The following is a 23,986-nucleotide window of genomic DNA, read 5'->3' as shown; positions in this document are numbered from 1 at the left end:
GGCTTTCCGCTTCCGCAAAACTGATCTGTCGCTTCATCACCGGACCTGAATCATGGACACATCTATGACAACGCGTTCACCAAACGCCTCGATGACCCGCACGCTGATTTAATCAGCGTTTCCCTAGGTGATGACGGGGAGCCATGCAATCTTTGCAGGATCCTGTGGATAACATGCCCATGAACATTCACCTTTGAAACACCCCACCCCATAGACATTCACCTTTGCATCAAAAGTGAATGTCTGTGGGGCGAGATGCGAAAGAGCGCAGACTTATGCCAGCCCCATAAACATTCACTTCACACCCCATAGACGTTCACCTTACACCCCATAAACATTCACCTCACCCCATAAACATTAACCTTCGATCGAAATAAGCCTTACCGATCAGATATTTGCAACCACGTAAACAGTCTGTTGTTGTTTGTACTTTAAAAAACAACATACAAACAAGAGCGAACGATACGCCTTTAGCACGTCATGCTGTGGACAGCCGCCGTGGAACGGCGGCCCGCGTGGACAACCTGATGGACAGGCAGGGTCGCCCTGCCTGCCCACGAGGTTGCCCGCACTTGCCCACAGCAACCCCTGGTGCGCTAACCAAATGCACTACCAAAGTTGGTGGAGGACAGCCCCCAAAAAGGCCGTCCAAGGTAACCTTGAATTCCCCCGCTCTGGCGTCCTGGCGATCTCAGTTCAGGAGGACACCCGCCTAGCGCATTGCAGACACGCGCCTGACCGGGAGAGCCCTTGCGGTCCTGCGCCTTGATTTTCGGCGTGTCATTGCTCGTAGTATCTGCGGCCCGCTGCGGATCCCACACGCAGATTCTTCGGTATTGACTCTAACATTCGATAGCCCCTATCTATTAGCCCGGTTGCCCCTTGATATTCATTTTGACTACGTGTAGCCTTTTTGAGTTCGCACTCATCGACTCGAACGCCATCGAGGCAACAGCACATCAAGAGAAAGAACATGTCACAACCAACATTCGGGCAGTTGCTGTACACCCTTTTTAGCCGCGGTGTAGTCTTGGCGCGCAAGACTCCCGCTCAAGAGAACGAACCGATAACACCGACCTCCATCAGATTGCCCCCTCACGTCCGCCGCTTCTATGAAGCTCAGGCCGAGGCACTCGGTGGCATTTCGTTTCAGGCCGCAATCACAATGGCGCTGACCGGTCTTGCCGAAGCATCTGTAGCTGACGAGCCTTACCACGACCCGGCGCATTTCGCCAGGACGGTCCAAGAACGCTTCTTCCTACTGTTCAAGGAACACCGCATTGATCTGATTGAGATCCCATCTATCTTGGAACAGTCTGGCTTCACCCCGTCGTCACTGACGCAGCCAGACCGGCTGCTTGACCTTTTGCGACCGTCCGTAGTTGCTTGGCTAGCCGAAACAATGGGTATCCGCGCGGATTGGCTCAAAGGCACTTCACCGTTTCCGGCAGAGGACAAATTTAACTGGTACACGTACGTACCGAACGCTATCCGCCGACTCAGCAGCCTCGTACTGGCAGGCAATCGGGTCGATGTGCTATTTGTCCGGCGCGCCGGGGCGGACTTTGCTGCCGCACTTGCCGGCGGCGATGCAAACTCCGACCGTGAACCGGTCGGAGTTGTCTTACGCATTTACCGCAAGACAACTGACCAGGTCTCCTACACGACCTATGAGAAATGGGCCTTCGAGCGTTGGAACTATGAGCGTTGCCGCCATCAGCTCAAGCTGATGATGACTTTTTGCGATCAAGCGATGGCGCACCACATTCCCGGACTGTCATATGCCGGGCTTGAACTTCCCGCCGACATCTTTGATCAGCTCGATCACGATAAATGCTTGCCAGTAACTGCCTTCAGGTCTTGGCGGAATGGTGCAATTTGGCATCCAGAGGATTACGGCTCGCTGCGCGACAACTGGGTAACCGAGGAGCGTGACGATTTCCGATTGAACGTGCTGCCAGAGTACACATCATCCAATCTCGATCGCTTCCTTGCACCCGAGTATTGGCGGGGCTGACAGCTCACACCAAGAGTGACGCTCAATCGCTGCCCATCTTGCTGTTTGGACAACCGCCAATCGTGCAACTGATCCCGATGACAAGTCGCGATTGATCGATTGATTGCTTGTCCGTGCCAAGCTATGCATTCGGCAGAATGGCGGGCTCGCCTGCAATCACGCAGCATCGGCCAGGGCGCCCTCCCGTCCGGCACCGTTTGAATGGAGAACGATCAATCGGCCAGACTGAGCGGCGTGTGGTCAGGCTTCTCGTTCACGCGCTCTACTACACCGAGGACTTGATCAGGCTCCGGCTCCCATGCAAGGTCTGGGTAGATCTCACTGTTCGCGTCGTCGTAAATGCGGATGTCGAACGCCTCTGACTTACATTCCGGGTATCGTTCGTATAGGAGACAGAGGGCAGCTTTCGCCTGCGATGGCCGCGGAAGTTCGTCCACCAAATATCGTTCCAGATAGGCGCTATAAACTCCCTGCCACCTTCGGGCTCCACTCGCCTCCGCAGCAATGGCTACGCTGAGGTAGAGGAACTGCTCATGATCGTTGATCGGCATTGTGTTGGCTCCAAGATCCATCGGGATGGAAAGGCAATTTACCTTTGCTGGCCAAGAACACCAAACCGGGAGTCAAAACTTGGCCAAATTTTGGAAAAAGCTCGAAGTTGCACCATTCCCGATGCACTCCTTGCCCCATCCGCATGGGGAGTTTTGTCGACGAGGCATGAAGAAATCGACGATCAGCCCTCAAATTGGAGCTCGCCTAGGAGGATCGTTGGCTGACCATAAACTTGGTGGATTTCGTATCGTATTGGGAGCGATACGATACGGAATACGATACGGAACCATCGCCACTCAAACGGTGCGGGGTATGGCTTGGGATTCAAGTACTTTCGCCTGGCGATCTTCTTCCATGCCACTGTGACTCAAGTCACAGTAAGTGGTCTGATGTGAACGGAGTCAAAGTGACCTAGATTTACAGAAAGGGCATACAACGTTCGGTCACAGTGACGCGGGAAACTGGCAGCACCTGGGTCACATTGACCACGATCTTTATGGGCGAACGCAGTTGGGTGGGTACCTGGATCGCTGGTCTTGATTCAGCACCGAACGCGACTAGTCGTGTTGATCGATGGAAATGTCACCGCACGCCATCAGGAAACCGTTTCTTTTCGCCTGTCCCCAGGCCGAGGTCTGCTATGCGCGAATATCACCCCCGAACCATCCAAGAGCTGGCTGCATGTACCTGCGATCGCTGCAAGCGCCGGCTTACGCCCGACAATGGCGAGTGGCAAGAACGCCTGTCGTTCGACCATGCCTGCGGCTTCGATTCGCTGTTTGGCGACGGCAACACGGTCAGCCTCGACCTCTGCCAGCGCTGCGTGCGGGAAGTATTAGGACAATGGCTGCGCATCATACCGGCCGAGGGCGTCGACGCCCTTGACAGGCTGCGCGGGTCCGTGGTGCGCTACGACGAGCCGACATCGGCTGCCGCTGTCGAGTGGCAGACAGAAGGGGAGAAAAAAACACGCAAATTAGGAGGACTGGAGAAGTTCACCAAATTCGGGCCGGACTTCATGGCCGAAGGTCGTGGCGAGCACGAGCAAGTCGAGAGAGGGAAAGCAGCTCGCCGCTTTCGGGCACTTAAAGGTAGGGGGTGGGCGAAGCACGGCCTTGACGCACCATTGTTTATTGGCGGCACAAAGAAACCGAAGAAACGGCTATGAACCGCGATGACCAACAAGCTGACCCTGCCGCTATTGAACTTCAACCTACCAGAGATAGACGGCTATAAAATTATCAAGAATCAAAATCGGGGAACGACATGCAGCACTACAGCCAGCGCGTACGAGACAGTATCCTGCCCCTTTCAGTTGGGGACACTCTTCCGAAGGCCTTTGAGGAGTGGACTGTGACCGAGAAGGTTGTCGACCATGAGACTCCCCAGGAAATATGCGAATTGTGCGGGCAAGAGTCGCTACGTTATCAGTTCGAAATCCGAAATAGCTTGAACGCGAACACCCTTTGGGTAGGCTCTCAGTGCATCTTGAAGTTCGGGCTCTCTGTGTTCGAGAACGGCCGCGTTCTTTCGCCGGAAGACGCCAAGAAGAAGATTAGTCGCATCATGGAGCAGATGCGACAAGATGCCTGCATTCGAGCGCTTGAGGCGCTGGCTATTACGGAAAGGAATGAGATCCTTTCAAGTGCGGTTCAGTACTTCAAGAAACACAAGTACTTGTCTCCCAAACACGCCTTCGTGGTTCTGTGGAGACTGAATCGGCACAGGATCGACCACAACCCTTCATTTTTCAAGATTGACCTCAAACATGACAGGTTCAAGGCCCAGTTGAGGGAGATGGAAACCAGCCGCGTGCACGTGCTTTGGCCCGCGCTTACGTCATCCCAGCGTCAGATAGCCGAGCGGTACGGTCACACTCCTCCGACTCCTTGAAGTCCCCATCTTGGATCTTTATGTAGGCATATCTTCCAACGCGGCGATGACCCCCGGGTCATCGGTAGAAGCACGACATCGAGCGGACGGGCCTCATCGCTAGAAGCACGATACCCACGAGGCGGGCTTCATCGGTGGAAGCACGATACCTCCGGGTGGGCCTCATCGCTGGAAGCACATCACTTATCCAGACGGATTGCCCTTGAGGGCGCGCGTTTCGTCGATGCGGTTTTGCAACTCAGCCTGGTAGCGCGCCGCCTCGGCGGGCGCAAAACCCAATTCGGCAAACAGGTTCGCACCGGGCTTCGTGACGTGCCGGATTTCGGTGTCAATCTCGCTCATGTTCTAGCCTTCCGATTTCGCACGATAGAAGAGCAGGGCAAGCATGCAACAAGCGAGCGATATTCTGAGCATCGGATAGACCTCGGTGGTGCTCACCTTGCAGTTCGAGCCCGACAATGCGCAAGGCAGTGGCCATGCCGCACTGCTTGATCTTTCTGGCCTTCGCAAAGGCGGCCTTAAGGTTCTGGTGCGACAGCATCGCCAGCGGGTTATCGATGCCATGACGAGCGCTCTCACGCTCCATCTGGTTACGGTCGAAGGCTCCCCACGATCCCCACCAGCTGCCGGGCTGCTGATGGCGTTGGGCAAACTCGGCTAGCTCAGTGGCCACCGTTGGCCAGCTAGGCGCGGCGTCGATGCTCGCCTGGTCGATGTGGGTCAGGCTAACGCAGAATGGCGTCAGCATGGCGCGCTCGGTCGGCCGCACAAACCGCTGGAAGGTATCGATGACTTCCCCCGCTGGCGTCGCCCAGACGGCCCCAATCTCAATGACTTGCATCTGCTCTGGCGGGATGGTTCCATCATCGGCGCAGGTGGCCTCAAGGTCGATGATAAGGATTGGACTCATGGGTTCTCCGACTGGGGAATCTGTCTCTCAATGGTGGCAAGGCAAGGCCGGAAGTGTGGGCAAGTGGGGCAAGCTGTGCGCAGCGCGTGGGCAACCCGCTGGGTTGTCCATCCGCTGTGCATGGCTTGTCCCGCGTTCCGCCCGCCAGGGCGGATGTCCACACGAGAGGCCGCGTCCCACGTAGCTACCGTCGAGGCGCCCCCTTGAGGTACACAGCAATCTCGTCCGGTAGTGTGCCTCCGCTCGGCGAGTCGTGGGGACCGGCCCCGTATTCCACTGGTATAACCTCCGCCCTTCCAAATCCGGGGCGCGCTGTCAAGTTTGCTCCGATCGAGAGAGGCTGCCGAGCTACAGAAGTTATGTCGTCGTATCCGAACTCATACCCTTGCACAACGACCCGTGCGTCTGCCGGATAGCTTCGCAGGCGCTCGATCAGTTCCGCCACATTCATTGGCCTCTCCTCAAGCGTCTGTCATATTTTCCACAAACAGATCAAAGGCAGCGGCCGCGGTTGAGCATGTCGAGACCCGCGTGCGCTGCCGTGCAATCACCTCCGCCAGACGAGTCGGAGTTCGATGAGACTTCACGACGCGGTTCAAGGCCGGGCGCAAAAGGCAAACTAACGCCTTGGTGAATGCCGGATGGGCATCACTCAGGTCGGGCGACGCCTCATGCAATACGTCTTCAATCAACACCGTTGCTACAATTGGTCTAGCCATAACAGTGCACCTCTCAGATAGGTGGGTTGTGGTCAGGTCCCTGTCAGGTGGCCGCCTGGCAGGGACCGCGTCGAAATCATGTTGAGCCGGTGCGGAGAGCGCCTCCGCTCATCATTTTCCGGTTGCACCAGGCTCTGGACGGAGCTTGCAAGCGTCTTGCCTCCACTCCGCATTGCCTTCAATCCAGCCGCTGTGCCATGCCCAGCTTAGTTCGCTGCTTGGGGGATATGGACAAAACAACCCGGGACGGCCTTGCTGCCCTACGGCGAACCCTTCGTTCCAGGCTTTCGGATCTTGTTTGAGATACATCGCTCACCCCAACTTGGCTAGCAGGTCCTCGGGCTTCAGGTGCGTATATCGCCTTAGCATGACCATGGAACGGTGGCCACTAATGGAGGCGACTTCCATGACGCTCATTGAACGCTCAAACATTCGGGAGACCGCCTCGTGCCGGAGGTCGTGCCAGCGAAGGTTCGCAATGCCGAGACTGGCCAATGCCCGTTTCCAAACACACATGACCGCATTGGCCGTAGTCGGGAACACGTCGCCATCTGCGTTCTCAACAACCTCGCCACGGTCGTTCCGGGGCCGAAGTGTCTCCAGGACACGAACTGCCCGGGTCGACAGAGGCAAGACAGGCGGGACACCTTTGTTCGCCGCAGCCCTTGAGGCAGGCGGGAAACGGACCATCCGGCTATCAAGATCGATCCACTCCCAACGCAGCGAGAACAAGGAACCCTGTCGAAGGCTGGTCTCGATGGCCAAATCAAATGCCGGTGCTGCGTATGGGTTTCCGCTGACCTGGAGGCGCGTATGAATGCGCTCATACTCTCCTGGTAGAAGTCGGCGGTCGCGGGCGCTGCTACCGCTGGGCTTCCGGATGTTCTTCAGTGGATTCATTAGGACGTCCAGCCCACCCCACTCCTTACGCGCGGTCTCGTAGAGGTGACTTACCAGCTGCAGCTCCAGCCTAATTGTGTTTTCGGCGCGGCCTGCAGCCCGCCGCTCATCACGATAGCGTGCGAAATCTGCTCCACGGAGGGAGCCGAGTGTCCGGTAGGCAAGCTCGTGCCGGAGCCAGCGAGCAATACGCGTGTTCTCTTGCTTTGGATAGCGCTTTGTCGGGACGATCTCACGCTGATACCGCTCGAGCGCCTCTCGGAGCGTTGTGCGCTCCGCCTCAGTGCGGTCCACGTACATCCCGGCGTCCATTTCGCCTTCGGTGCGCCGCGCCCACTGCTGGGCCTGCTGCCGGGTGTCGAACGTGCGATAGATAGGTTTGTACCCGCGGCGTCGAATCTCGACACGCCAGTACTCACCACGCTGACTGATGTAAGCCATTCTCCAGACTCCTGTTGCTCAATGAAGCGCTTGGTCTGGATTTTTCCGTTCCGGCAGTTTTCCGGCAAAGGGCAGTTTTTGACACCGCCGCGCACGAGCTACGGACGAAAAAAAAAGCACCGCGATCGCTCGCAAGTGCTTGATTTTCTTCACCGGAGGTGAACTGGTGGGTCGTGCGTGACTCGAACACGCGACCAACGGATTAAAAGTCCGCTGCTCTACCGACTGAGCTAACGACCCGGAAAAACTGAATCCGCGATTATAGGGAGTCGACCTATGACTGTCAAGACGCCGAGCCCTTGCGCCGGGCTCAGGCCATACGCTCCAGACGCCACATCTGATATTTGAACGCGAGGATTGCGCCCACGACGATCATGGCAAAGACGATGAAGGAACCGATCGCCAGCGTCGACACGCCGGACAGTCCCTGCCCGATCGTGCAGCCCAGCGCGGTGACGCCGCCCGCGCCCATCAGGATGCCGCCCACCATATGGTTGGCCACGTCCTCGGCGTTGCCAAATCCTTCCCAGCGGAACGTGCGCGAAATCAGCGCGTAGGCCGCGGCGCCGGCAATCACGCCGAACACGCTGACAATGCCGATCGTCAGCACCTTGCTTTTGTCGCTGAACATCATCAGCCAGTCCAGCGTATAGGCGTAGGGCGCCACGAAACTCAGACTCTCCATGCGGCCGCTGTTCGTGCCGACAAACAGTTCCTCCAGCGTGTTCGGGTCTTCCGACACATAGCCGAGATGGCCGGACACGTACCACATCCCGACGATGATCAGGCCGACGGCAAGGCCGCCCAGCAGGTTGTCGAAGGTCCGAAACCCGTTGCCTAGCAGCGCCCAGATCACCAGCACCGCGCCGATCACCGCGCCGAGCGCCAGTTGCAGAGAGCCGCGCGCCATACCCGTGGCATGCGCCACAAGCGACGGCAGATCCTGTGTGGACGGCAATGCCACGGACACGGCGTCCACCGTATTCACGCGCACCACGCCAAACAGACCGCGCAGGGTCATATACGCCGACAGCCCGAGAAACACGAATACCACCAGCGATTTGAGGTTGCCCGCGCCAATCCGCACCAGCGTCTTGCTGCCACAGCCCGATGCCAGCACCATGCCGAAGCCGAACATCAGGCCGCCGACCGCCGCCGACAACCAGCCCAGCCGTGCCGACGTATAGATCGTCTTGGTCGGATCGATCAGCCCTGCCCACGCCAGCACGCCGGTGCCGATCATCGCCACGCCAATCGCCAGGATCCACATGCGCATGCGGCTCCAGTCGCCGATGTTCACGATGTCCGAAATGGCGCCCATGGTGCAGAAATGCGTACGCTGCAGAACGGCGCCAAACAGAAACGTCAGGACGAAAGTACTCAGCAGCACCGTGCGCGTCAGCGCGGGAATATCGATTTCAGGCATGTCGGACCGGGGGCTCGGGATTTCTGTTTCTATTCGAAAATGGGGACGCTCATGGCTGGCGTCCCTCTGTATTGCGCGGCCGCTCAGGCAGCCGTTTGATAGCGCGTTGGATCGGCTACGCCGGCAGCTTCGAAGCCTGCCCTGCGGATACGACAGGAATCGCACACACCGCACGCGCGGCCCGCATCGTCTGCCTTGTAGCACGACACGGTCAGGCCGTAATCGACGCCAAGCGCCACGCCGGCGCGAATGATCTCGGCCTTGGTCATGTCGATGATCGGCGCATGGACGCGAAAGCGGTCGCCCTCGACGCCGGCCTTGGTGGCCAGATTTGCCAGCGTTTCGTAGGCGGCAACGTATTCGGGACGGCAATCGGGATAGCCGGAGTAATCGACCGCATTGGCGCCGAAGAACAGGTCGCGGCCGCCAATCGCCTCGGCCCAGCCAAGCGCCAGCGAAAGCATGATGGTGTTGCGCGCCGGCACATAAGTGATGGGAATCCCGCCGGTCGCGCCGTCGGTGGGCACGTCGAGAGAATCGTCGGTCAGCGCGGACCCGCCGAAGCGGCGCAGATCGAGATCGATGATTTCGTGGTGCCGGGCGCCAAGCGCCGCAGCCACCTTGCTGGCCGCTTCCAGCTCCGACGAATGGCGCTGGCCGTAGCGCATCGACAAGGCATAAGTCTCAAATCCCGCCGCATTGGCCATGGCGAGAACGGTGGCGGAATCCAGGCCGCCCGAAAGTAGAACGATTGCGCGTTTGGTCATGATGGGTTGCGCGCGGAACAAGCGCGCTGTTGGACACGCCCCGGTCAGGGCGAAGCGCGTATTTTAGCGCGCGCCCTGCCGGAAAAAACAAAACGGAGGCATCAGCCTCCGTCATGGTCCACAGCCCGCCGCGGATTTCACGCCGCTCGGGTTTCCCGCAACCCGCGTGAATACCATCGAGCGCCTGGGGTCGACTAGCGCACCGCGTCCGTTATTTCAGCGTCTTCAGCCTGTTGCTTGCGGCCTGGGCGCCTTCGGTCCCGGGGAACTTCGCCACCACTTGTTCCAGCGTTTTCTTCGCGGCCGCCTTCTGGCCGGTTTCGAACTGGTTGTTGGCGACGGCGATCATCGCGTCCGGCACCTTCGCATGGTCCGGGAACTGCTGGATCATGTTCTGCAGGACGTAGGTCGATCCCTTGTAGTCGCGTTGCGCGTAGAGCGAATTGCCGAGCCAGAACTGCGCCAGCGGCAGATACGGGCTTTGCGGATACTTCTTCGCAAACGCCGAGAACGCATTGCCGGCGCTCTTGAAATCGCCCGACTGAAACTGCTTGAGCGCGGCATCGTACTCGGGTTTTTCGGTCGGTTGGGCCAGGCCTTCGCGACCTTCCACGTTGACCTGTTGCGGCTCGAATTTCTTCAGGCGCGCATCCAGGTCGGCGTAGTAATCCTTCTGCTGCTTTTGCAGCGTATCCACCGTGTTCTGCAACACTTCGTTCTGACCACGCAATCGTGCCACTTCCTGACGCAGACCTTCCAGCTGGTTCTGCATGTCGAGCTGGGCCCGGCTGCTTTGATCAATACGCTGCGATGCCGTTGCCTGGAAACCATTGAACTGGTCCCGCAGCTGGATCACCGCCTTGCGCGCCTCGTCGTCATCGAACACGCCGGCGTGCGCGGAACTGGCTGCCAGCAGACCACCGCCAGAGACGGCGGCCAGCCACAGCAGGGTGGAAACGCGAGCATTCATGAAGAATTATCCGTGGATCAGTAGACGATATCGGCGCGACGGTTTTCAGCCCACGAGGCCTCGTCGTGACCGGTAGCCTTCGGCTTTTCCTTGCCCAGGCTTACGGCTTCCATCTGCGATTCCGGCACGCCCAGCGACGACAGCGATCGACGCACGGCCTCCGCACGCTTCTGGCCCAGCGCCAGGTTGTATTCGCTGGTACCGCGCTCGTCGGTGTTTCCCTGGATCAGGATCTTGCGGCTCTTGTTCGCGCCCAGGTACTGGGAGTGAGCTTGCAGCAGACCTTGATAGTCGGACTTCACAGCGTAGCTGTCGAAGTCAAAATAGACGCTGCGCTTGGCCAGCGGGCCGTTCGGGTCGTTCAGCGGATCACGCGAAACGTCCACCGGCTGCACCTGGCGCGCGTCGGTGCTCGGACCGCCCGTGCCGGCGCCCGATTTCGAAGCGTCGTCGAGCTTGACACCCGAGCTGCAGGCGCCCAACGCCAGCAGGGCGGCCAGGGCGAGCGATTTGGTCATCATCATTTTGGACATGGCGAGAGACTCCTCTTTTTCTACTGCATGAAAGGACCCCAGGACGGCTCGCGGACCTCGCCGGACTGGAGTGACAGAACCTGTTTCGTTCGGCCATCCGTGGAGACTGCCGCCAGTACCGAGCGGCCGCCAGAACGGGTGGCGTACAGGATGTATTTACCATTGGCGGCGAAGCTGGGGGCTTCGTCGTTGGTTGTGTCGGTGAGCGAAGTCACATCACCATTGGACAGGTCCTGCAGCTGCAGACGGAAGCCGCCCGAACGCGTGATATAGGCCAGATACTTGCCGTCCGGCGAAATGCGCGGACTGACGTTGTAGTTGCCCTTGAAGGTCACGCGTTGCGCTGCGCCGGATTCCTCGCCAGAGGCCGGCATACGATAGATCTGCGGCGCACCGCCGCGATCGCTTGTGAAATAGATGCTGCGGCCGTCCGGCGCGAACTGCGGCTCGGTATCGATCGCGCTGCTGCGCGTGATGCGGCGCAGCCCGGAACCGTCGGCATTGACCAGGTAGATCTGCGTGTTGCCATCGCGCGAGAGGGCCACCGCCAGGCGCTGGCCATCGGGCGACCACGACGGCGCGCTGTTGTTGCCCTTCTGGTTCGACACCAGCGTGCGCTTGCCCGTGGCCAGGTCATGCACGTAGACCACCGGCTTGCGCGCCTCGAACGAGACATAGGCCACGCGGCGGCCATCGGGCGACCACGACGGCGAGATGATCGGCTCGGTGCTGGTCAGTGCCACCTGTGCGTTCTGGCCGTCGGAATCGGAAATCAGCAACTGATAGCGGTTGCCCACTTTCGACACATACGACAGGCGCGTGGCAAACACGCCGCGCTCGCCAAGCAGCTTTTCGTAGATGTAGTCCGCGATCTTGTGGGCGGTCACGCGCAGTTGGCTCTGCGACACGTTGAATGCCAGGCCGCCCAGGCTCTGGCCCTTGACCGTGTCGTACAGGCGGAAACGCACCTCGTACTGGCCGTTGCCGCTCGGTGTCACGCTGCCGGCGACAAATGCATCGGCGCCCTTGGACTTCCAGCTGCCGAGATCCACCTGCGCGGATTCGGCGACCGTTGCGCCAGCCGGATCGATATTGCGGAAGCGACCGCTGTGCTGCAGGTCGCTGCGAATGATGGCGGTCAGATTCTGCGGGGCCTGCGCCTCGCCCTGGAAGTTGGCCGTGGCTACCGGAAACTGGTTCGATCCCACGCCGGTGATTTCCACGTTCAGTTGCGCGTGCGCGACGCCGGCCGACATCAGTGCCGCCGCCAGCCACGCCATGAGAGCGTGCCGGCTCTGGTCGCGGGTGGGGGTGGCGTTCTGGCGCCGGGACAGCCAAGTGGGGGCCCAAAGCTTTCGCATGCTGCTCCTCAGTCGATATCAGGATTCATCGGTACGGCGGGCACAGCAAGTGATGCAGCACGGAAGGCATGCAACTTGGCGCATGCTCCGTTTGCACACGTCTTGCACGCTGCCGGCCGCGTCAGGCAACCGTTCATGGTAGCGATGCGACCAGTGACCAACGATGAAGGTTGCATTCTGTTGCAAATCATGGCGCTCTAGCCGTGCTGGCCGCTCAGTCCTTCGGCCGGAACGTGATCGTGAATTCAAACGATGGCGCTTTGCCGTCCTCATCGCGCGGCAGCGGATCCGATCGCTCGACGGCGCGCAGCACGGCGTTGTCCCAATCCGAGCTGCCGCTGGACTTGGCCAGGCGTTTGGACAGGATCGATCCGTCGGGCGCCAGGCGCACCGCGACGACGGCCGCCGGATTGCCTTCGACATCGCCATTGAAAATGATGTTCGGCTTGACGCGGCGGCGCACACGGTCCGAATAGCCCGGCGACGCCTTGCCGCCCGATCCCGCGCCGGAGCCAGTGGCCTTGCCCACACCGCCGCCGCTATTGGCCGAGGTGCCGCCACCCGCCAGCGCCTGCAGACGCGCCAATTCGCTATTGCGCGCCGCGTTGGCCTGCGCCTTGGCCTTTGCCTCGGCGTCGGCCTTTGCCTTGGCTTCCTTCGCCTTCTGGTCAGCTTCCGCGCGCGCCTTGGCCTGCTTCGCCTTGTCTTCGGCGTCAGCCTTTGCCTTGGCTTCCTTGGCCTTCTGATCGGCCTCCGCACGGGCCTTCGCCTCGGCTTCCTTGCGCTCCTGCTCGGCCTTCTTGCGTGCGTCTTCCTTGCGCTGGGCTTCGGCCTGCTGCTGGCGGATATCTTCCTTGCGCTGGGCTTCCTTCTTTTCCTGCGCGCGGCGCTCGGCTTCCAGGCGCGCTGCTTCCTGGCGTTCGGCCTCTTCCTTGCGCGCCGCTTCCTTGCGCGCCTGTTCTTCGCGCGCCGCGGCTTCCTCGGCCTGCTTGCGCTTCTGGCGTTCCAGCGCGATATCGGCCTCCTGCTCGGCGTTGCTGCGCACCGCAGGCTGAGGCGGCGTCGGCACGGGCACTGGCTGCGGCACCGGACGTACCGCCGGCGCCGGCGTGACGTCCGGGATTTCTTCCCACAATTCGGCCTCGGCGCCTACCGGCGTGCTGCTCTGCCAATGCACGCCGTAGTACAGCACGATGCCGAGCAGCAAATGCATCAGCAGCGCGAGCAGGAACGACCGCATCGTGCCGCGTTCCTTGACCGGCTGATAGGGATAGGCGCCGGCCTTCATACGCGAAGGCCGTTGCAGAAGAGGACGTGACGAGAGGCTGGCCACTTGGCGACGGGGGCTCGAGAACGCTTACTTGGACTTCACCATCAGACCGACGCGCTTGACGCCGTCGGCCTTCAACACGGACATCACGTCAAGCACGGCTTCGTATTTGACAGCGCGGTCGGCCGCAATCACGACCGGCTGGTCCGGGTTTTCATTCTGGCGCTCGTGAACGAAATCGATCAGGCCGCGCTTGTCGAGCTTGCGCTCGAACGCGTTGCCGGCGTTGTCCTTGCCGCGCGCGGTCAGTTCGCCGTCCTCATGGACCGTGACGATGATCGGCGGCGTCTGCTGCTGCGGCGTGGCGTTGGCCACGGACGGCAGGTCTACCACCGCGGGATTCACGATCGGTGCTGCCACCATGAAAATAACGAGCAGCACGAGCATGACGTCGATATACGGCACGACGTTGATCTCGGCGCTGGCCCGGCGGCGTGAACCGCCGCGGCGCTGGATGGCTGCCATGGCTCCAAGCTCCCGATTGGTTTAACGAGTCTGCCGCTGCAGGATGTTCAGGAATTCTTCCATGAAGCTTTCAAACCGGATGGCCAGGCGATCGATCTCCGTGGCGTAGCGGTTGTAGGCAATCACAGCCGGAATCGCCGCAAACAGGCCGATGGCAGTAGCGACCAGTGCTTCGGCAATGCCGGGGGCAACCGAGGCAAGCGTCGCCTGCTGCACGTTCGAAAGGCCGCGGAACGCATTCATGATCCCCCACACCGTGCCGAACAGACCGATATACGGACTTACCGAACCCACCGAAGCGAGGAACGGCAGGTGCGACTCCAGGACATCCATTTCGCGCTGGTATGCGGCGCGCATGGCGCGTCGGGCCGCATCGAGCAGTGCGCCGGCATCGTTGCTGCGCTCACGGGCCTTCAGGAATTCGCCCATGCCGGATTCAAAGATACGCTCCAGCGCGCCGGTGTTGTGACGGTTATTGACCGCGCTGTTGTAAAGAGCCTGCAGGTCTCCGCCGGCCCAGAAATCGCGCTCGAAACCCTCGGTCTGGGTGCGCGCGGCGCGCAGCGCCAAATGCTTGCGGAAAATGTATGTCCACGAAAACAGCGACATCACCAGCAGCAGCGCCATAACGGCCTGGGCCAGCAAGCTCGCGTGGAGCACCAGCGAAATGATCGACAGGTCTTGTGTGACGGTCACTGGATTCATCGAGCGTTTTTTATGGTGGCAAGAACAGGGGCGGGTATCGGAGCCGGGCGAAATGTGATTTTATCTACGCATCCGACACGGATCTGGCCGGACGCAAGCAAAACACCCTCACGCCAGGCTTCCTGGGCGAATTGGACTGAGGCCGGTCCAACCCGTTCGATATCGGTGCGAATTTGCAACTGATCATCCAGCCGGGCGGGCGCATTGTATTCCACAGAAGTACTTCGTACGACGAAGACCACGCCCGAAGTATCTGCGAGCGTTTGCTGTTCGATGCCGAGCGAGCGCAGCCATTCGGTGCGGGCCCGCTCGAAGAACTTCAGGTAGTTGGCGTAGAACACCACGCCGCCGGCGTCCGTGTCTTCCCAGTACACGCGCAACGGCCACACGAAATTTGACATGGCGGGCATTGTAACGGAGCGCACTGGTTAACCCGTAGGCGACTTTGCAACAGCAAGTTGCGAGCCAACCGCCCGCGGCGCTTGCCGGCATGGGCGGGCGCGGGTATGGGGCGGTTGCTCCGCTGTCTTGCGGCGAGGCCCGCCTTCGCATAAACTCTGGCGCAACCATTCCACCTTGCGCGACTGGCGAAGTCAGTGGGTACTACCACGAGGAAGCGCAAGTTCCTTGGGCGCGATGTTCATAGCGCCTGCCGCTCGCCTGGGCAGCGAATGGGAAGCAGGGTGCGCCCTGCACCGGTCGGCCATACGGGTTTTACGTGGCCGGGCGCCGGTGCCGGACGCCAGTGCTTTCCGCGCGCGCCCTACCCGCGAAGTATTCCCAAGAAAACCGATAGCGCCGAATGCATCCGATTTTCCTATCGACATTGCCGGCCGCTTTCCTTTTTACAGACGAGTCACGCCATGTTTGAACGCAGCCGCTTCACGATCGAGCAGATCGACCCCGAGGTCTTTGCCGCGATCCAGAAAGAAAACCAGCGTCAGGAAGACCATATCGAACTGATCGCTTCCGAAAACTACACCTCGCCCGCCGTGATGGCCGCGCAGGGGTCGCAGTTGACCAACAAGTACGCCGAAGGATATCCGGGCAAGCGTTACTACGGCGGTTGCGAATATGTCGACGTGGTCGAGCAGCTCGCCATCGATCGCGTCAAGCAGCTGTTTGGCGCCGAAGCCGCCAACGTGCAGCCGAACTCGGGCTCGCAGGCCAACCAGGGCGTGTTCTTCGCCATGCTGAAGCCGGGCGACACCATCATGGGCATGAGCCTGGCTGAAGGCGGTCACCTGACCCACGGCATGGCGCTGAACATGAGCGGCAAGTGGTTCAACGTGGTGAGCTACGGCCTGAACGCGCAGGAAGACATCGACTACGACGCGCTGGAAAAGCTGGCCCATGAAAAGAAGCCGAAGCTGATCATCGCGGGCGCGTCGGCCTTCGCCCTGCGCATCGACTTCGAGCGCATCGCCAAGGTGGCGAAGGCGGTGGGCGCCTACTTCATGGTGGACATGGCCCACTACGCTGGCCTGATCGCCGCCGGCGTGTATCCGAACCCAGTGCCGCACGCGGACTTCGTCACCACGACCACCCACAAGAGCCTGCGCGGCCCGCGCGGCGGCGTGATCCTGATGAAGGCCGAGCATGAAAAAGCCATCAACTCGGCAATCTTCCCCGGCATCCAGGGCGGCCCGCTGATGCACGTGATCGCCGGCAAGGCCGTGGCCTTCAAGGAAGCGCTGCAGCCGGAATTCAAGGCGTACCAGGAACAGGTGGTGAAGAACGCCGCCGTGCTGGCCGAAACGCTGATCGCACGTGGCCTGCGCATCGTGTCCGGCAAGACCGAAAGCCACGTGATGCTGGTCGATCTGCGCGCCAAGAAGATCACCGGCAAGGAAGCCGAGAAGATTCTGGGCGATGCACATATCACGGTGAACAAGAACGCGATCCCGAACGACCCGGAGAAGCCGTTCGTCACGTCCGGCATCCGTCTTGGCTCGCCGGCCATGACCACGCGCGGCTTCAAGGAAGACGAGGCGCGCCAGGTCGCCAACCTGATCGCCGACGTGCTGGACAACCCGCACGACGAGGCCAACATCGCCAAGGTACGCGAGCAGGTGTCCGCGCTGACGCGCCGCTTCCCGGTCTACGGCTGAGCGATACGCTGATTGCGCGGTAGTTAGCGCGCACCAACGGCGCCACTGCCCGATGGGTGGTGGCGCCGGTTGACCCGCCACAGATCCGCGGAAGAACTCAAAGATGCAAAATGCGGACTGGCAAATTTCTCCGGGTGGTCAGGCATGAAATGCCCCTTCTGCGCTCATTCCAATACCCAGGTCCTCGATAGTCGCGTATCCGAAGACGGCGAGACCGTGCGCCGCCGCCGCCGTTGCGAAGCCTGCGACCGCCGGTTCACCACCTACGAGCGCATCGAGCTGTTCTTCCCCGCCATCGTCAAGAAGAACGGCTCCCGCGTCGATTATTCGCGCGGCAAGCTGAAGGATTCGATGCGGCTGGCCCTGCGCAAGCGCCCGGTTTCGGCCGAAGCCATCGACGAAGCGATTCTCCGGATCGAGGAAAAACTGCTGGCTCTGGGCGAAAAGGAAATGCCAAGCAGCCAGTTGGGCGAACTGGTCATGCGCGAGCTGCGCAAGCTCGACAAGATCGCCTATATCCGCTTCGCCTCCGTCTACCGAAGCTTCGAAGACGTGTCGGAATTCCGCGACGTACTCGACGAATTTTCCCCTCCCACCCCACGAAAGGGGTAGTCACTTCACTAAAAAAGCTGTCTAATCTGCACTGACCTCCTTCGGGTAGGAGGTTGACCAACGAGCGCGCGATTCAACCGCTACACCCTGCGGCACCGGCCCATCAGAGGCCCGGACGCAACAGAACTTAGAACGCCAGCGCGCCGAGAAAAAACAAAAAGAACTGTCGTTTATTGGACGGGAGTCGTCATGGGTCAATCACGCTGCCGGGGGGCAGCCGGCTTCACTATGCTTGAAGCATTGGTCGCCATCGTCGTGCTCGCCTTCGGCGTGCTGGGCGTGGCAAACCTGCTCATCAAGTCATTCCGCTTCGCGCAGCAGTCTTCCTATGACGTCGTCGCCCTGCAATTGGCCAACGACATGGCGGATCGCATGCGCGCAAATCTGGTGCAGACCAACGCGGGCGCCTTTGACAACTTCGACACGAAGCTGGGCATCCCACAGATTTCCGACGCAAACAATCTCTACAAAACCGCCTGTGCCGGCGCGTCAAGCGTATGCCAGCCGATCGCGGCCGCTTTCGATACCGCCGAGTGGGCGCGGCGCGTCACCGCCGGCCTGCCCGGCGGACGGGCCGTGATCTGCCGGGACACCAACACCTGGACCACCACCGGCTATTTGTGGGACTGCAACGACACGGGCGGCGCCAATGCGCCGCTGGTCATCAAGATTGGCTGGATCTCGCGCTTCAATGACAGCACCGATACCGGCACGGCCGATGGCCTGGCTGCCGATGGGTCCGCAACCGTGCAGATCGTCGTCGTGGTTTCACCGGGAGTTGCAAGTTGATGCCGCGCCGATGTGCTCCGCCGCTACCACGCCGCGATGCCGGCTTTACGCTGATCGAGCTGATGGTCACGCTGGTCATCACGCTGCTCGTGCTGATGGCGGGACTGTCCTTCTATCTCATGAGCCGCAGCAGCTATGTGACCATCGACGATAACGCCAACCTGGAAGAACGCGGCAACTTTGCGATCTCCATCATGACGCGCCTGATGCGTCAAACCGCGTACGTACCTGTCGTCAGCGATACCGGTGGCATGCTTTCTGTCACCTCGGCGATGCTGACCGGCCTGGACAACTGCTCGACACCCAACGACAGCGAGACCCTGAGCTGCGGACCGGGCACCGCGGTCAACGGCAGCGACGCGGTCATGATCCGCTATTACGGCATCGGCAAATCGGAAACGCAAAAAAACGTGCCGGACGGTTCGGTCATCGACTGTTCCGGGCAAGGTGTGGCGGGATCGACTAGCAACGACACCGCCGATACCGAGCGTGGATTATCGATGCTGTTCATCGCCAATGGCGCCAGCGGCAAGCCATCGCTGATGTGCAAGTACCGCGCGCGTGCGGCCAACGGCGTCGAAGGCACGACTTTTGTCACGCAGGAACTGGTGCCCGGCGTCGAAACCATGCAACTGCTGTACGGCGTCACCACAAACGGCGATGACGTGCCCGACAAATACGTCACCGCGGACGGCATGGCAGCCACGGACTGGGTCAACGTCAAGACGGTAAAGATCGCTCTGGTCGTGCGTGCGGACAATCTCAGCGCCGATGCAGGCACGCCCGCCACGATCTCGCTGTTTGGGCCGCTGTACAGCGGTAACAACGCGACTTTCACGCCCACGACAGACACGGGATCCGTACGGAAGCTGTACTACGCCACCGTGCAGATTCGCAACTATCAGTCCTGCGGAGATTCGTCATGCTAATGGCCATCCGACCCGCGAGGCTCCACCGCTCGCGTCGCCCCACAGGCATCGCGCTGATTACCGCTGTGATCATGCTGCTGGTGATCACGCTGCTGGCGCTGGGCGGCGCGCGCCTTGCGCTCGACACCAAGCGCTCCACGCGCAACCAGCGCGACTTCGAAATCGCATATCAGGCGGCGGAAGCGGCGCTGTATGACGCCGAAATCGATATTCAGGGCGCCGTAGCGGCAAAGAGCCGGTCGAGCATTTTCGCGCCGGACAAGCCCGTGGGATTCCTCGCGGGCGGCTGCAACACCGGCACCGCGGCGCCATCGCCATACCTCGGCCTGTGCGATACCTTCCGCGGGACCGGCGAGCCGATCTGGAACACCATCGACTGGACGGCCGCAACCGGCAACAGCACCGTGGAATACGGCACGTTCACGGGGCGCCAATATCCGACGGGATCGGGTCTCACGCCGGCCCGCAAGCCGCGTTACCTGATCGAGCTGCTGCCCGATAGTTCGAACGGCAGGTCGGCCAGCAACGACGCGGCCAAACGTTATCTCTACCGGATCACTGCCATCGGATTCGGACCCAACGACACCACGCGTGCAATGGTCCAGTCGATCTATCGCAAGTCCGACTCCTGAGCCCCTTGCCTTCGTCTGCCCCCACAAAACCGGGAACGCATTCATGAAGATCCAACACCGATTATTCGTCGCCTGCGCCATGCTCTGGTGCACGCTGTTGTCTGCAGCCACGACCGTACCGACCGTCTCGATCTCGAGCACCCCGCTCTATGGCCAGTCGCAGAACATCCACCCCAACCTGATGCTCACGCTGTCGGTGGAGTTTCCGACCACTGGTGCGGCCTATCGGAGCGCGTACGACAAGTCGCAAAACTACCTCGGCTACTTCAACAATACGAAGTGCTACACGTACAACGCCACGAATGGCTACTTCACGATTTCCGGCGCCGCATCCAGCAATCATGAATGCTCAAGCGCCTTCAGTGGCAACTTCATGAACTGGGCGTCCGCATCGGCGATCGACGAACTCCGTCTCGCCATGACCGGCGGCGACCGGGTAATCGACACCCGTACGCAGACCGTACTGCAGCGCGCGATGCTGCGCGCCGACTTCTTCAAGAGCGGCAGCTACTTTCCGCTCAAGAGCATCGACGGCAACGGCACCACCAGCGCACCCAGCAAGGTCACCCCGTTCAGCTACAACAAGCTTTACATGGCGTCATGCGGCAATCACATCTATTTTTCCGATGCCGACGATTCCACGGCCAACTGCACAAGCCTGGGCAAATATGCCGACGTTACGGACAAAAAGGGCGCGGTGACCGAACGACGCGGCTTCCGCGTTCAGGTGCAGGTTTGCGACAGCAACGAGGCCACCACCCGCACCGACCTTTGCTACAGCTACGATGGGACGAACTACAAGCCTGTCGGTGAAATGCAGCGCAATGCCGACCGCGTGCGCTTTGCCGCCTTCGGCTACCTCAACGATCCCACCAACAACTCGAAACTGGCCCAGAACGAGCGTTATGGCGGCGTGCTACGGGCCCCGATGAAGTATCTCGGCGATAACGCCGTCAACGCTTCGCTCAACACCATCGCCAATCCGGCCAAGGAATGGGACGCCTATGGCGTCCTGCTGCAAAACCCGTTGAACGACGCCACCACCGGCAACAGCGGCGTGATCAACTACCTGAACAAGTTCGGCCGCACGATGGTGACCGATCTCGGCAAGCCAACCGACAACCCTGTCGGCAGTTACAAGACCTACGATCCGCTGAGCGAGCTGTACTACGAGAGCATCCGCTACCTGCAAAACCACCCTGACGGCCCCACGCCCGAAGCCATCAACAACATCACCACGGCATACGCGGATAACTTTCCGGTCTATACGACCTGGACCGATCCGCTGCTGAACAGTTGCCAACGCAACTACGTGCTGACAATCGGCGATATCAACACTCACCAGGATCACTACATCCCCGGCAACGGCATCGCCAACCAGGGCGATCCGGCGCGCGCCGCCGACAGCTGGAGCAACTTCAACGTGGTCGACTGGACCAACAAGGTCGGTGCGCTGGAAACCAACACACCTGCCGCGGGCAACGCCAATCCGCTGGATTCGTCGTTCACGAACCTCGGCACCAAGAATCACCCGACTTCCAGCAATTCCACCTATTACATGGCCGGCGTCGCCTACTGGGCGCACACGTCGTCCTTCCGGCCAACCATGCCCGATGCGCGCGTGACGACGTTCGGCATCGACGTGAACGAGAACGGCAACGGCACGGTCGGCAGCACCCAACGCCAGAGCCAGATCTTCCTGGCCGCCAAATACGGCGGATTCAAGGAAGAGACGTCCGATGGCGGCAACAAGGACGGCAATCCGTTCAAGACCCTGGGCCCCGGCGGCACCGTGGTGACCAACAACACCGAGTGGGAAGCGGCGCCCGCCGGTTCGAACATTCCGTCGAACTGGTTCCTGGCCAGCCAGCCGGCGCAGATGATCAACGCGATCAAGCAGGTGTTCACCCAGATCACCAGTTCCGCGGGCACGCTGTCCGGCGTGGCGCTCAGCAGCACCCGCATCGTCGATAGCGGCTACGTCTACACGCCGGGCTTCGACCAGCAGTGGAACGGCAAGCTCAATGCATTTCCATTGACCAAGGCGCCCGACGGCACCGTGTCGATTTCCTCGACATCGGCCTGGGAAGCCGGCGCCAAGCTGACGGCACGCAGCTTTTCCTCGCGCTCGATCTTCACCCTCAGCAGCACGACCGGCGCGGGCACGGCATTCGCGTGGGGCAATCTCGGCAAGACGCAGCAAGACGCGCTGAACCTGAATCCCGGCACCGGCACCAGCGACGGCCGTGGCCAGCAACGCGTCGATTACCTGCGCGGCGATCGCAGCCTCGAAGCCGACAGCCTGGGCAACGGCGGTGTATTCCGCGGGCGCAAAACCGTGTTCGGGGACATCATCAACTCCGGGCCGCTGTATGTCGGCGCGCCGTCGCCTTCGCGCACGGGCGCAGGCTACAGCACCTTCTTATCGAAGTACGTCGCGCGCACGCCGATGCTCTACGTCGGGGCCAACGACGGCATGGTGCACGGCTTCAACGCGACAACCGGCGATGAGGTCTTCGCCTACGTGCCCAACGCAGTGTTCAACAACCTGACGCAGCTGACTTCGCCGACGTACAACCATCGCGCCTATGTCGACGCTACGCCGGTCGTCTCGGACGTCCAGGTCGGCGGCAACTGGAAGTCAGTGCTCGCCGGCGGCTTCGGCGGCGGCGCGCAGGGCGTGTATGCGCTCGATGTCACGGATCCGGTCGGCAGCCTCAGCGGCGCGGCCTTCAACGCTTCGAACGTGATCTGGGAATTTACCGACAAGGACGATGCCGACATGGGCAACGTCATGGGTACGCCAGTATTTGCAAAGTTGCTTAGCGGCTATGACAGCAGCAACCAGCCGCTCTACAAATGGTATGTGATCGTCGGCAACGGCCTGAACTCGAATCAGCCGGACGGCTCCGCCAATTCCAATGCACCGAGCGTGCTGTTCATCCTGTCGCTGGACAAGGCGCCGGGCGCCGCATGGTCGCTCAATGGCAACTACTGGAAGATCGTTACGCCCTCGCCTTCCACCACGGCCACAGCCAACGGCCTGAGCACGCCCGCCTTGATCACGCAGGTCAGCGGCGCGGCGCTCGCCGCGTATGCCGGCGATCTGCAGGGCAATCTGTGGAAGTTCACTCTGACCGGCACCCCGGACACCTGGAACGCCAACGCCGGCGGCGCCCTGCCCGCCTATGGCGGCGCACCGGGCAAGCCGATGTTCGTGGCCACCTCGCCGACAGGCGCCCGCCAGCCGATCACGATGCAACCGCAAGTCGTGTATGCGCCGGCCGGCTACATGGTGCTGTTCGGCACCGGCAAATATTACGAGCTGGCCGACACCAACGCCGCCACCGCCCAGACAAATTCCTTCTACGGCATCTACGATGGCGGCGGCACCAACTATGTCAGCGATCGCAGCAAGCTCAACAAGCTGACCTTGAGCTACTACGACAGCGGCAAATCGATCCAGTACTCGGGCAGCGCGGCAGCGCCGGGCTATGTCGCGCCACGCAAACCGGGTTGGGTGATCGATTTTCTTGACACCACCGAGCGGCAGATCACGTCCGCGGTGGTATCGGGCGGGCTGGTCTACTTCAATTCGATCTACACCGCCACGGGCACCTGCGGCACGTCCGGGGGCAGCCGCAGCTACGCGCTGAACACGCTGACCGGCCTGCCAACGCTCGGCATTTCGGGCTATCTGTCGACCATCGGCCTGCTTGGCGCGCCGTCGATCATCATCACCAATGTCACCGTGGGCGCCCGCGACTCGGTAGGCGGCTTGCCCCAGACGACGCGGACGCAGGTCATCGGTTTCGGTACGTCTGGCGCGGCCACCACTTCGCCGCCGCTCGATTCCAACAGCCGGCCGGGCCGCACAAGCTGGCGCGAGGTGCGTAACTTCACGATTGCGAACTGACAGAAAGC

The 23,986-nt window shown here is 60.9% G+C and carries 23 protein-coding genes, 1 tRNA gene, 1 pseudogene and 1 riboswitch; of the genes and pseudogenes, 9 read left to right on the top strand and 16 right to left on the bottom strand.

Annotation, left to right across the window (positions count from 1 at the left end):
- The first annotated feature begins 973 nt into the window (after positions 1–973).
- Entirely contained in the window at positions 974–2,017 is a 1,044-nt protein-coding gene (locus tag F7R19_RS25465; RefSeq protein ID WP_150982437.1) for a hypothetical protein, read from the top strand.
- Between the two features lie 212 nt (positions 2,018–2,229).
- Here F7R19_RS25465 and F7R19_RS25460 read toward each other — a convergent pair whose 3' ends face one another.
- Complete coding sequence (locus F7R19_RS25460) at positions 2,230–2,568, bottom strand: hypothetical protein (RefSeq protein WP_150982436.1); 339 nt, start codon at positions 2,566–2,568, stop codon at positions 2,230–2,232.
- A 641-nt stretch (positions 2,569–3,209) separates the two neighbouring features.
- Between F7R19_RS25460 and F7R19_RS30305 the strand changes: the two genes are divergently transcribed.
- Together F7R19_RS30305 and F7R19_RS25450 are read left to right on the top strand one after the other, a co-directional pair.
- Positions 3,210–3,737, top strand: coding sequence for a hypothetical protein (locus F7R19_RS30305; protein WP_223505817.1), 528 nt, complete (start codon positions 3,210–3,212; stop codon positions 3,735–3,737).
- Positions 3,738–3,922: 185 nt separating this feature from the next.
- Positions 3,923–4,462 carry a hypothetical protein gene (locus F7R19_RS25450; RefSeq protein WP_249043173.1) on the top strand — a complete coding sequence of 180 codons (540 nt, stop codon included), beginning with the start codon at positions 3,923–3,925 and terminating at the stop codon, positions 4,460–4,462.
- 201 nt (positions 4,463–4,663) lie between these two features.
- Here the strand turns inward: F7R19_RS25450 and F7R19_RS25445 are convergent.
- From F7R19_RS25445 to ybgC, 15 genes and pseudogenes are all read right to left on the bottom strand, one after another.
- Positions 4,664–4,804, bottom strand: a pseudogene (locus F7R19_RS25445) (helix-turn-helix domain-containing protein); the annotation flags it as partial.
- Complete coding sequence (locus F7R19_RS25440; RefSeq protein ID WP_150982434.1) at positions 4,791–5,372, bottom strand: 3'-5' exonuclease; 582 nt, start codon at positions 5,370–5,372, stop codon at positions 4,791–4,793. The gene F7R19_RS25440 and the pseudogene F7R19_RS25445, both read right to left, overlap by 14 nt.
- A gap of 461 nt (positions 5,373–5,833) precedes the next feature.
- Entirely contained in the window at positions 5,834–6,091 is a 258-nt protein-coding gene (locus F7R19_RS25435) for a hypothetical protein (protein WP_150982433.1), read from the bottom strand.
- 111 nt (positions 6,092–6,202) lie between these two features.
- A complete protein-coding gene (locus F7R19_RS30720; protein WP_425545164.1) occupies positions 6,203–6,400 on the bottom strand; it encodes a ribosome modulation factor in 198 nt (65 codons plus the stop codon).
- Between the two features lie 3 nt (positions 6,401–6,403).
- Positions 6,404–7,432: a site-specific integrase gene (locus F7R19_RS25430; RefSeq protein WP_150982432.1), complete on the bottom strand. Its 1,029-nt coding sequence runs from the start codon at positions 7,430–7,432 to the stop codon at positions 6,404–6,406.
- Between the two features lie 164 nt (positions 7,433–7,596).
- Positions 7,597–7,672: transfer RNA gene (locus tag F7R19_RS25425), tRNA-Lys, on the bottom strand.
- 70 nt (positions 7,673–7,742) lie between these two features.
- On the bottom strand, positions 7,743–8,858 hold the full coding sequence (locus tag F7R19_RS25420) for a YeeE/YedE family protein (protein ID WP_150982431.1): 1,116 nt from the start codon (positions 8,856–8,858) through the stop codon (positions 7,743–7,745).
- A gap of 83 nt (positions 8,859–8,941) precedes the next feature.
- The gene (gene queC, locus F7R19_RS25415; RefSeq protein ID WP_150982430.1) at positions 8,942–9,625 is read right to left on the bottom strand and encodes a 7-cyano-7-deazaguanine synthase QueC; all 684 of its coding nucleotides are present in this window, start codon (positions 9,623–9,625) and stop codon (positions 8,942–8,944) included.
- A 211-nt stretch (positions 9,626–9,836) separates the two neighbouring features.
- Positions 9,837–10,595: a tol-pal system protein YbgF gene (gene ybgF, locus F7R19_RS25410; protein ID WP_061956804.1), complete on the bottom strand. Its 759-nt coding sequence runs from the start codon at positions 10,593–10,595 to the stop codon at positions 9,837–9,839.
- 17 nt (positions 10,596–10,612) lie between these two features.
- Positions 10,613–11,128, bottom strand: a complete 516-nt coding sequence (gene pal / locus F7R19_RS25405) for a peptidoglycan-associated lipoprotein Pal (RefSeq protein WP_200899021.1) — start codon at positions 11,126–11,128, stop codon at positions 10,613–10,615.
- Between the two features lie 20 nt (positions 11,129–11,148).
- On the bottom strand, positions 11,149–12,489 hold the full coding sequence (gene tolB / locus F7R19_RS25400; protein ID WP_061956803.1) for a Tol-Pal system beta propeller repeat protein TolB: 1,341 nt from the start codon (positions 12,487–12,489) through the stop codon (positions 11,149–11,151).
- A 214-nt stretch (positions 12,490–12,703) separates the two neighbouring features.
- Positions 12,704–13,777: a cell envelope integrity protein TolA gene (tolA, locus tag F7R19_RS25395; RefSeq protein ID WP_211922791.1), complete on the bottom strand. Its 1,074-nt coding sequence runs from the start codon at positions 13,775–13,777 to the stop codon at positions 12,704–12,706.
- A 69-nt stretch (positions 13,778–13,846) separates the two neighbouring features.
- Complete coding sequence (gene tolR, locus F7R19_RS25390; protein ID WP_061956801.1) at positions 13,847–14,284, bottom strand: protein TolR; 438 nt, start codon at positions 14,282–14,284, stop codon at positions 13,847–13,849.
- A 21-nt stretch (positions 14,285–14,305) separates the two neighbouring features.
- On the bottom strand, positions 14,306–14,989 hold the full coding sequence (tolQ, locus tag F7R19_RS25385) for a protein TolQ (RefSeq protein ID WP_061956800.1): 684 nt from the start codon (positions 14,987–14,989) through the stop codon (positions 14,306–14,308).
- Entirely contained in the window at positions 14,986–15,390 is a 405-nt protein-coding gene (gene ybgC / locus F7R19_RS25380) for a tol-pal system-associated acyl-CoA thioesterase (RefSeq protein WP_061956799.1), read from the bottom strand. The genes tolQ and ybgC overlap by 4 nt, the downstream gene beginning before the upstream one ends.
- Positions 15,391–15,559: 169 nt before the next feature.
- Positions 15,560–15,662, top strand: a riboswitch (ZMP/ZTP riboswitch).
- A gap of 190 nt (positions 15,663–15,852) precedes the next feature.
- Here ybgC and glyA point away from each other — a divergent pair.
- The 6 genes from glyA (at position 15,853) to F7R19_RS25350 (ending at position 23,978) form a co-directional block, all read left to right on the top strand.
- Positions 15,853–17,100 (top strand): serine hydroxymethyltransferase, encoded by a 1,248-nt coding sequence (gene glyA / locus F7R19_RS25375; protein ID WP_061956798.1) that lies wholly within the window; start codon positions 15,853–15,855, stop codon positions 17,098–17,100.
- A gap of 144 nt (positions 17,101–17,244) precedes the next feature.
- Positions 17,245–17,712: a transcriptional regulator NrdR gene (gene nrdR, locus F7R19_RS25370; RefSeq protein ID WP_150982428.1), complete on the top strand. Its 468-nt coding sequence runs from the start codon at positions 17,245–17,247 to the stop codon at positions 17,710–17,712.
- A 189-nt stretch (positions 17,713–17,901) separates the two neighbouring features.
- Complete coding sequence (pilV, locus tag F7R19_RS25365) at positions 17,902–18,501, top strand: type IV pilus modification protein PilV (RefSeq protein ID WP_061956796.1); 600 nt, start codon at positions 17,902–17,904, stop codon at positions 18,499–18,501.
- The gene (locus tag F7R19_RS25360; RefSeq protein WP_150982427.1) at positions 18,501–19,430 is read left to right on the top strand and encodes a PilW family protein; all 930 of its coding nucleotides are present in this window, start codon (positions 18,501–18,503) and stop codon (positions 19,428–19,430) included. The genes pilV and F7R19_RS25360 overlap by 1 nt, the downstream gene beginning before the upstream one ends.
- Positions 19,430–20,062, top strand: coding sequence for a pilus assembly PilX family protein (locus F7R19_RS25355; protein ID WP_150982441.1), 633 nt, complete (start codon positions 19,430–19,432; stop codon positions 20,060–20,062). Before F7R19_RS25360 ends, F7R19_RS25355 begins: the two co-directional genes overlap by 1 nt.
- A 43-nt stretch (positions 20,063–20,105) precedes the next feature.
- Positions 20,106–23,978 (top strand): pilus assembly protein, encoded by a 3,873-nt coding sequence (locus tag F7R19_RS25350; RefSeq protein ID WP_150982426.1) that lies wholly within the window; start codon positions 20,106–20,108, stop codon positions 23,976–23,978.
- Positions 23,979–23,986: the final 8 nt, after the last annotated feature.

The sequence above is a fragment of the Cupriavidus pauculus genome (assembly GCF_008801835.1).
GTDB classification, from domain to species: Bacteria; Pseudomonadota; Gammaproteobacteria; order Burkholderiales; family Burkholderiaceae; genus Cupriavidus; species Cupriavidus pauculus.
The sequence above is the reverse complement of the archived record's forward strand: the minus strand, read 5'-3'. Positions and strand labels throughout refer to the sequence as shown.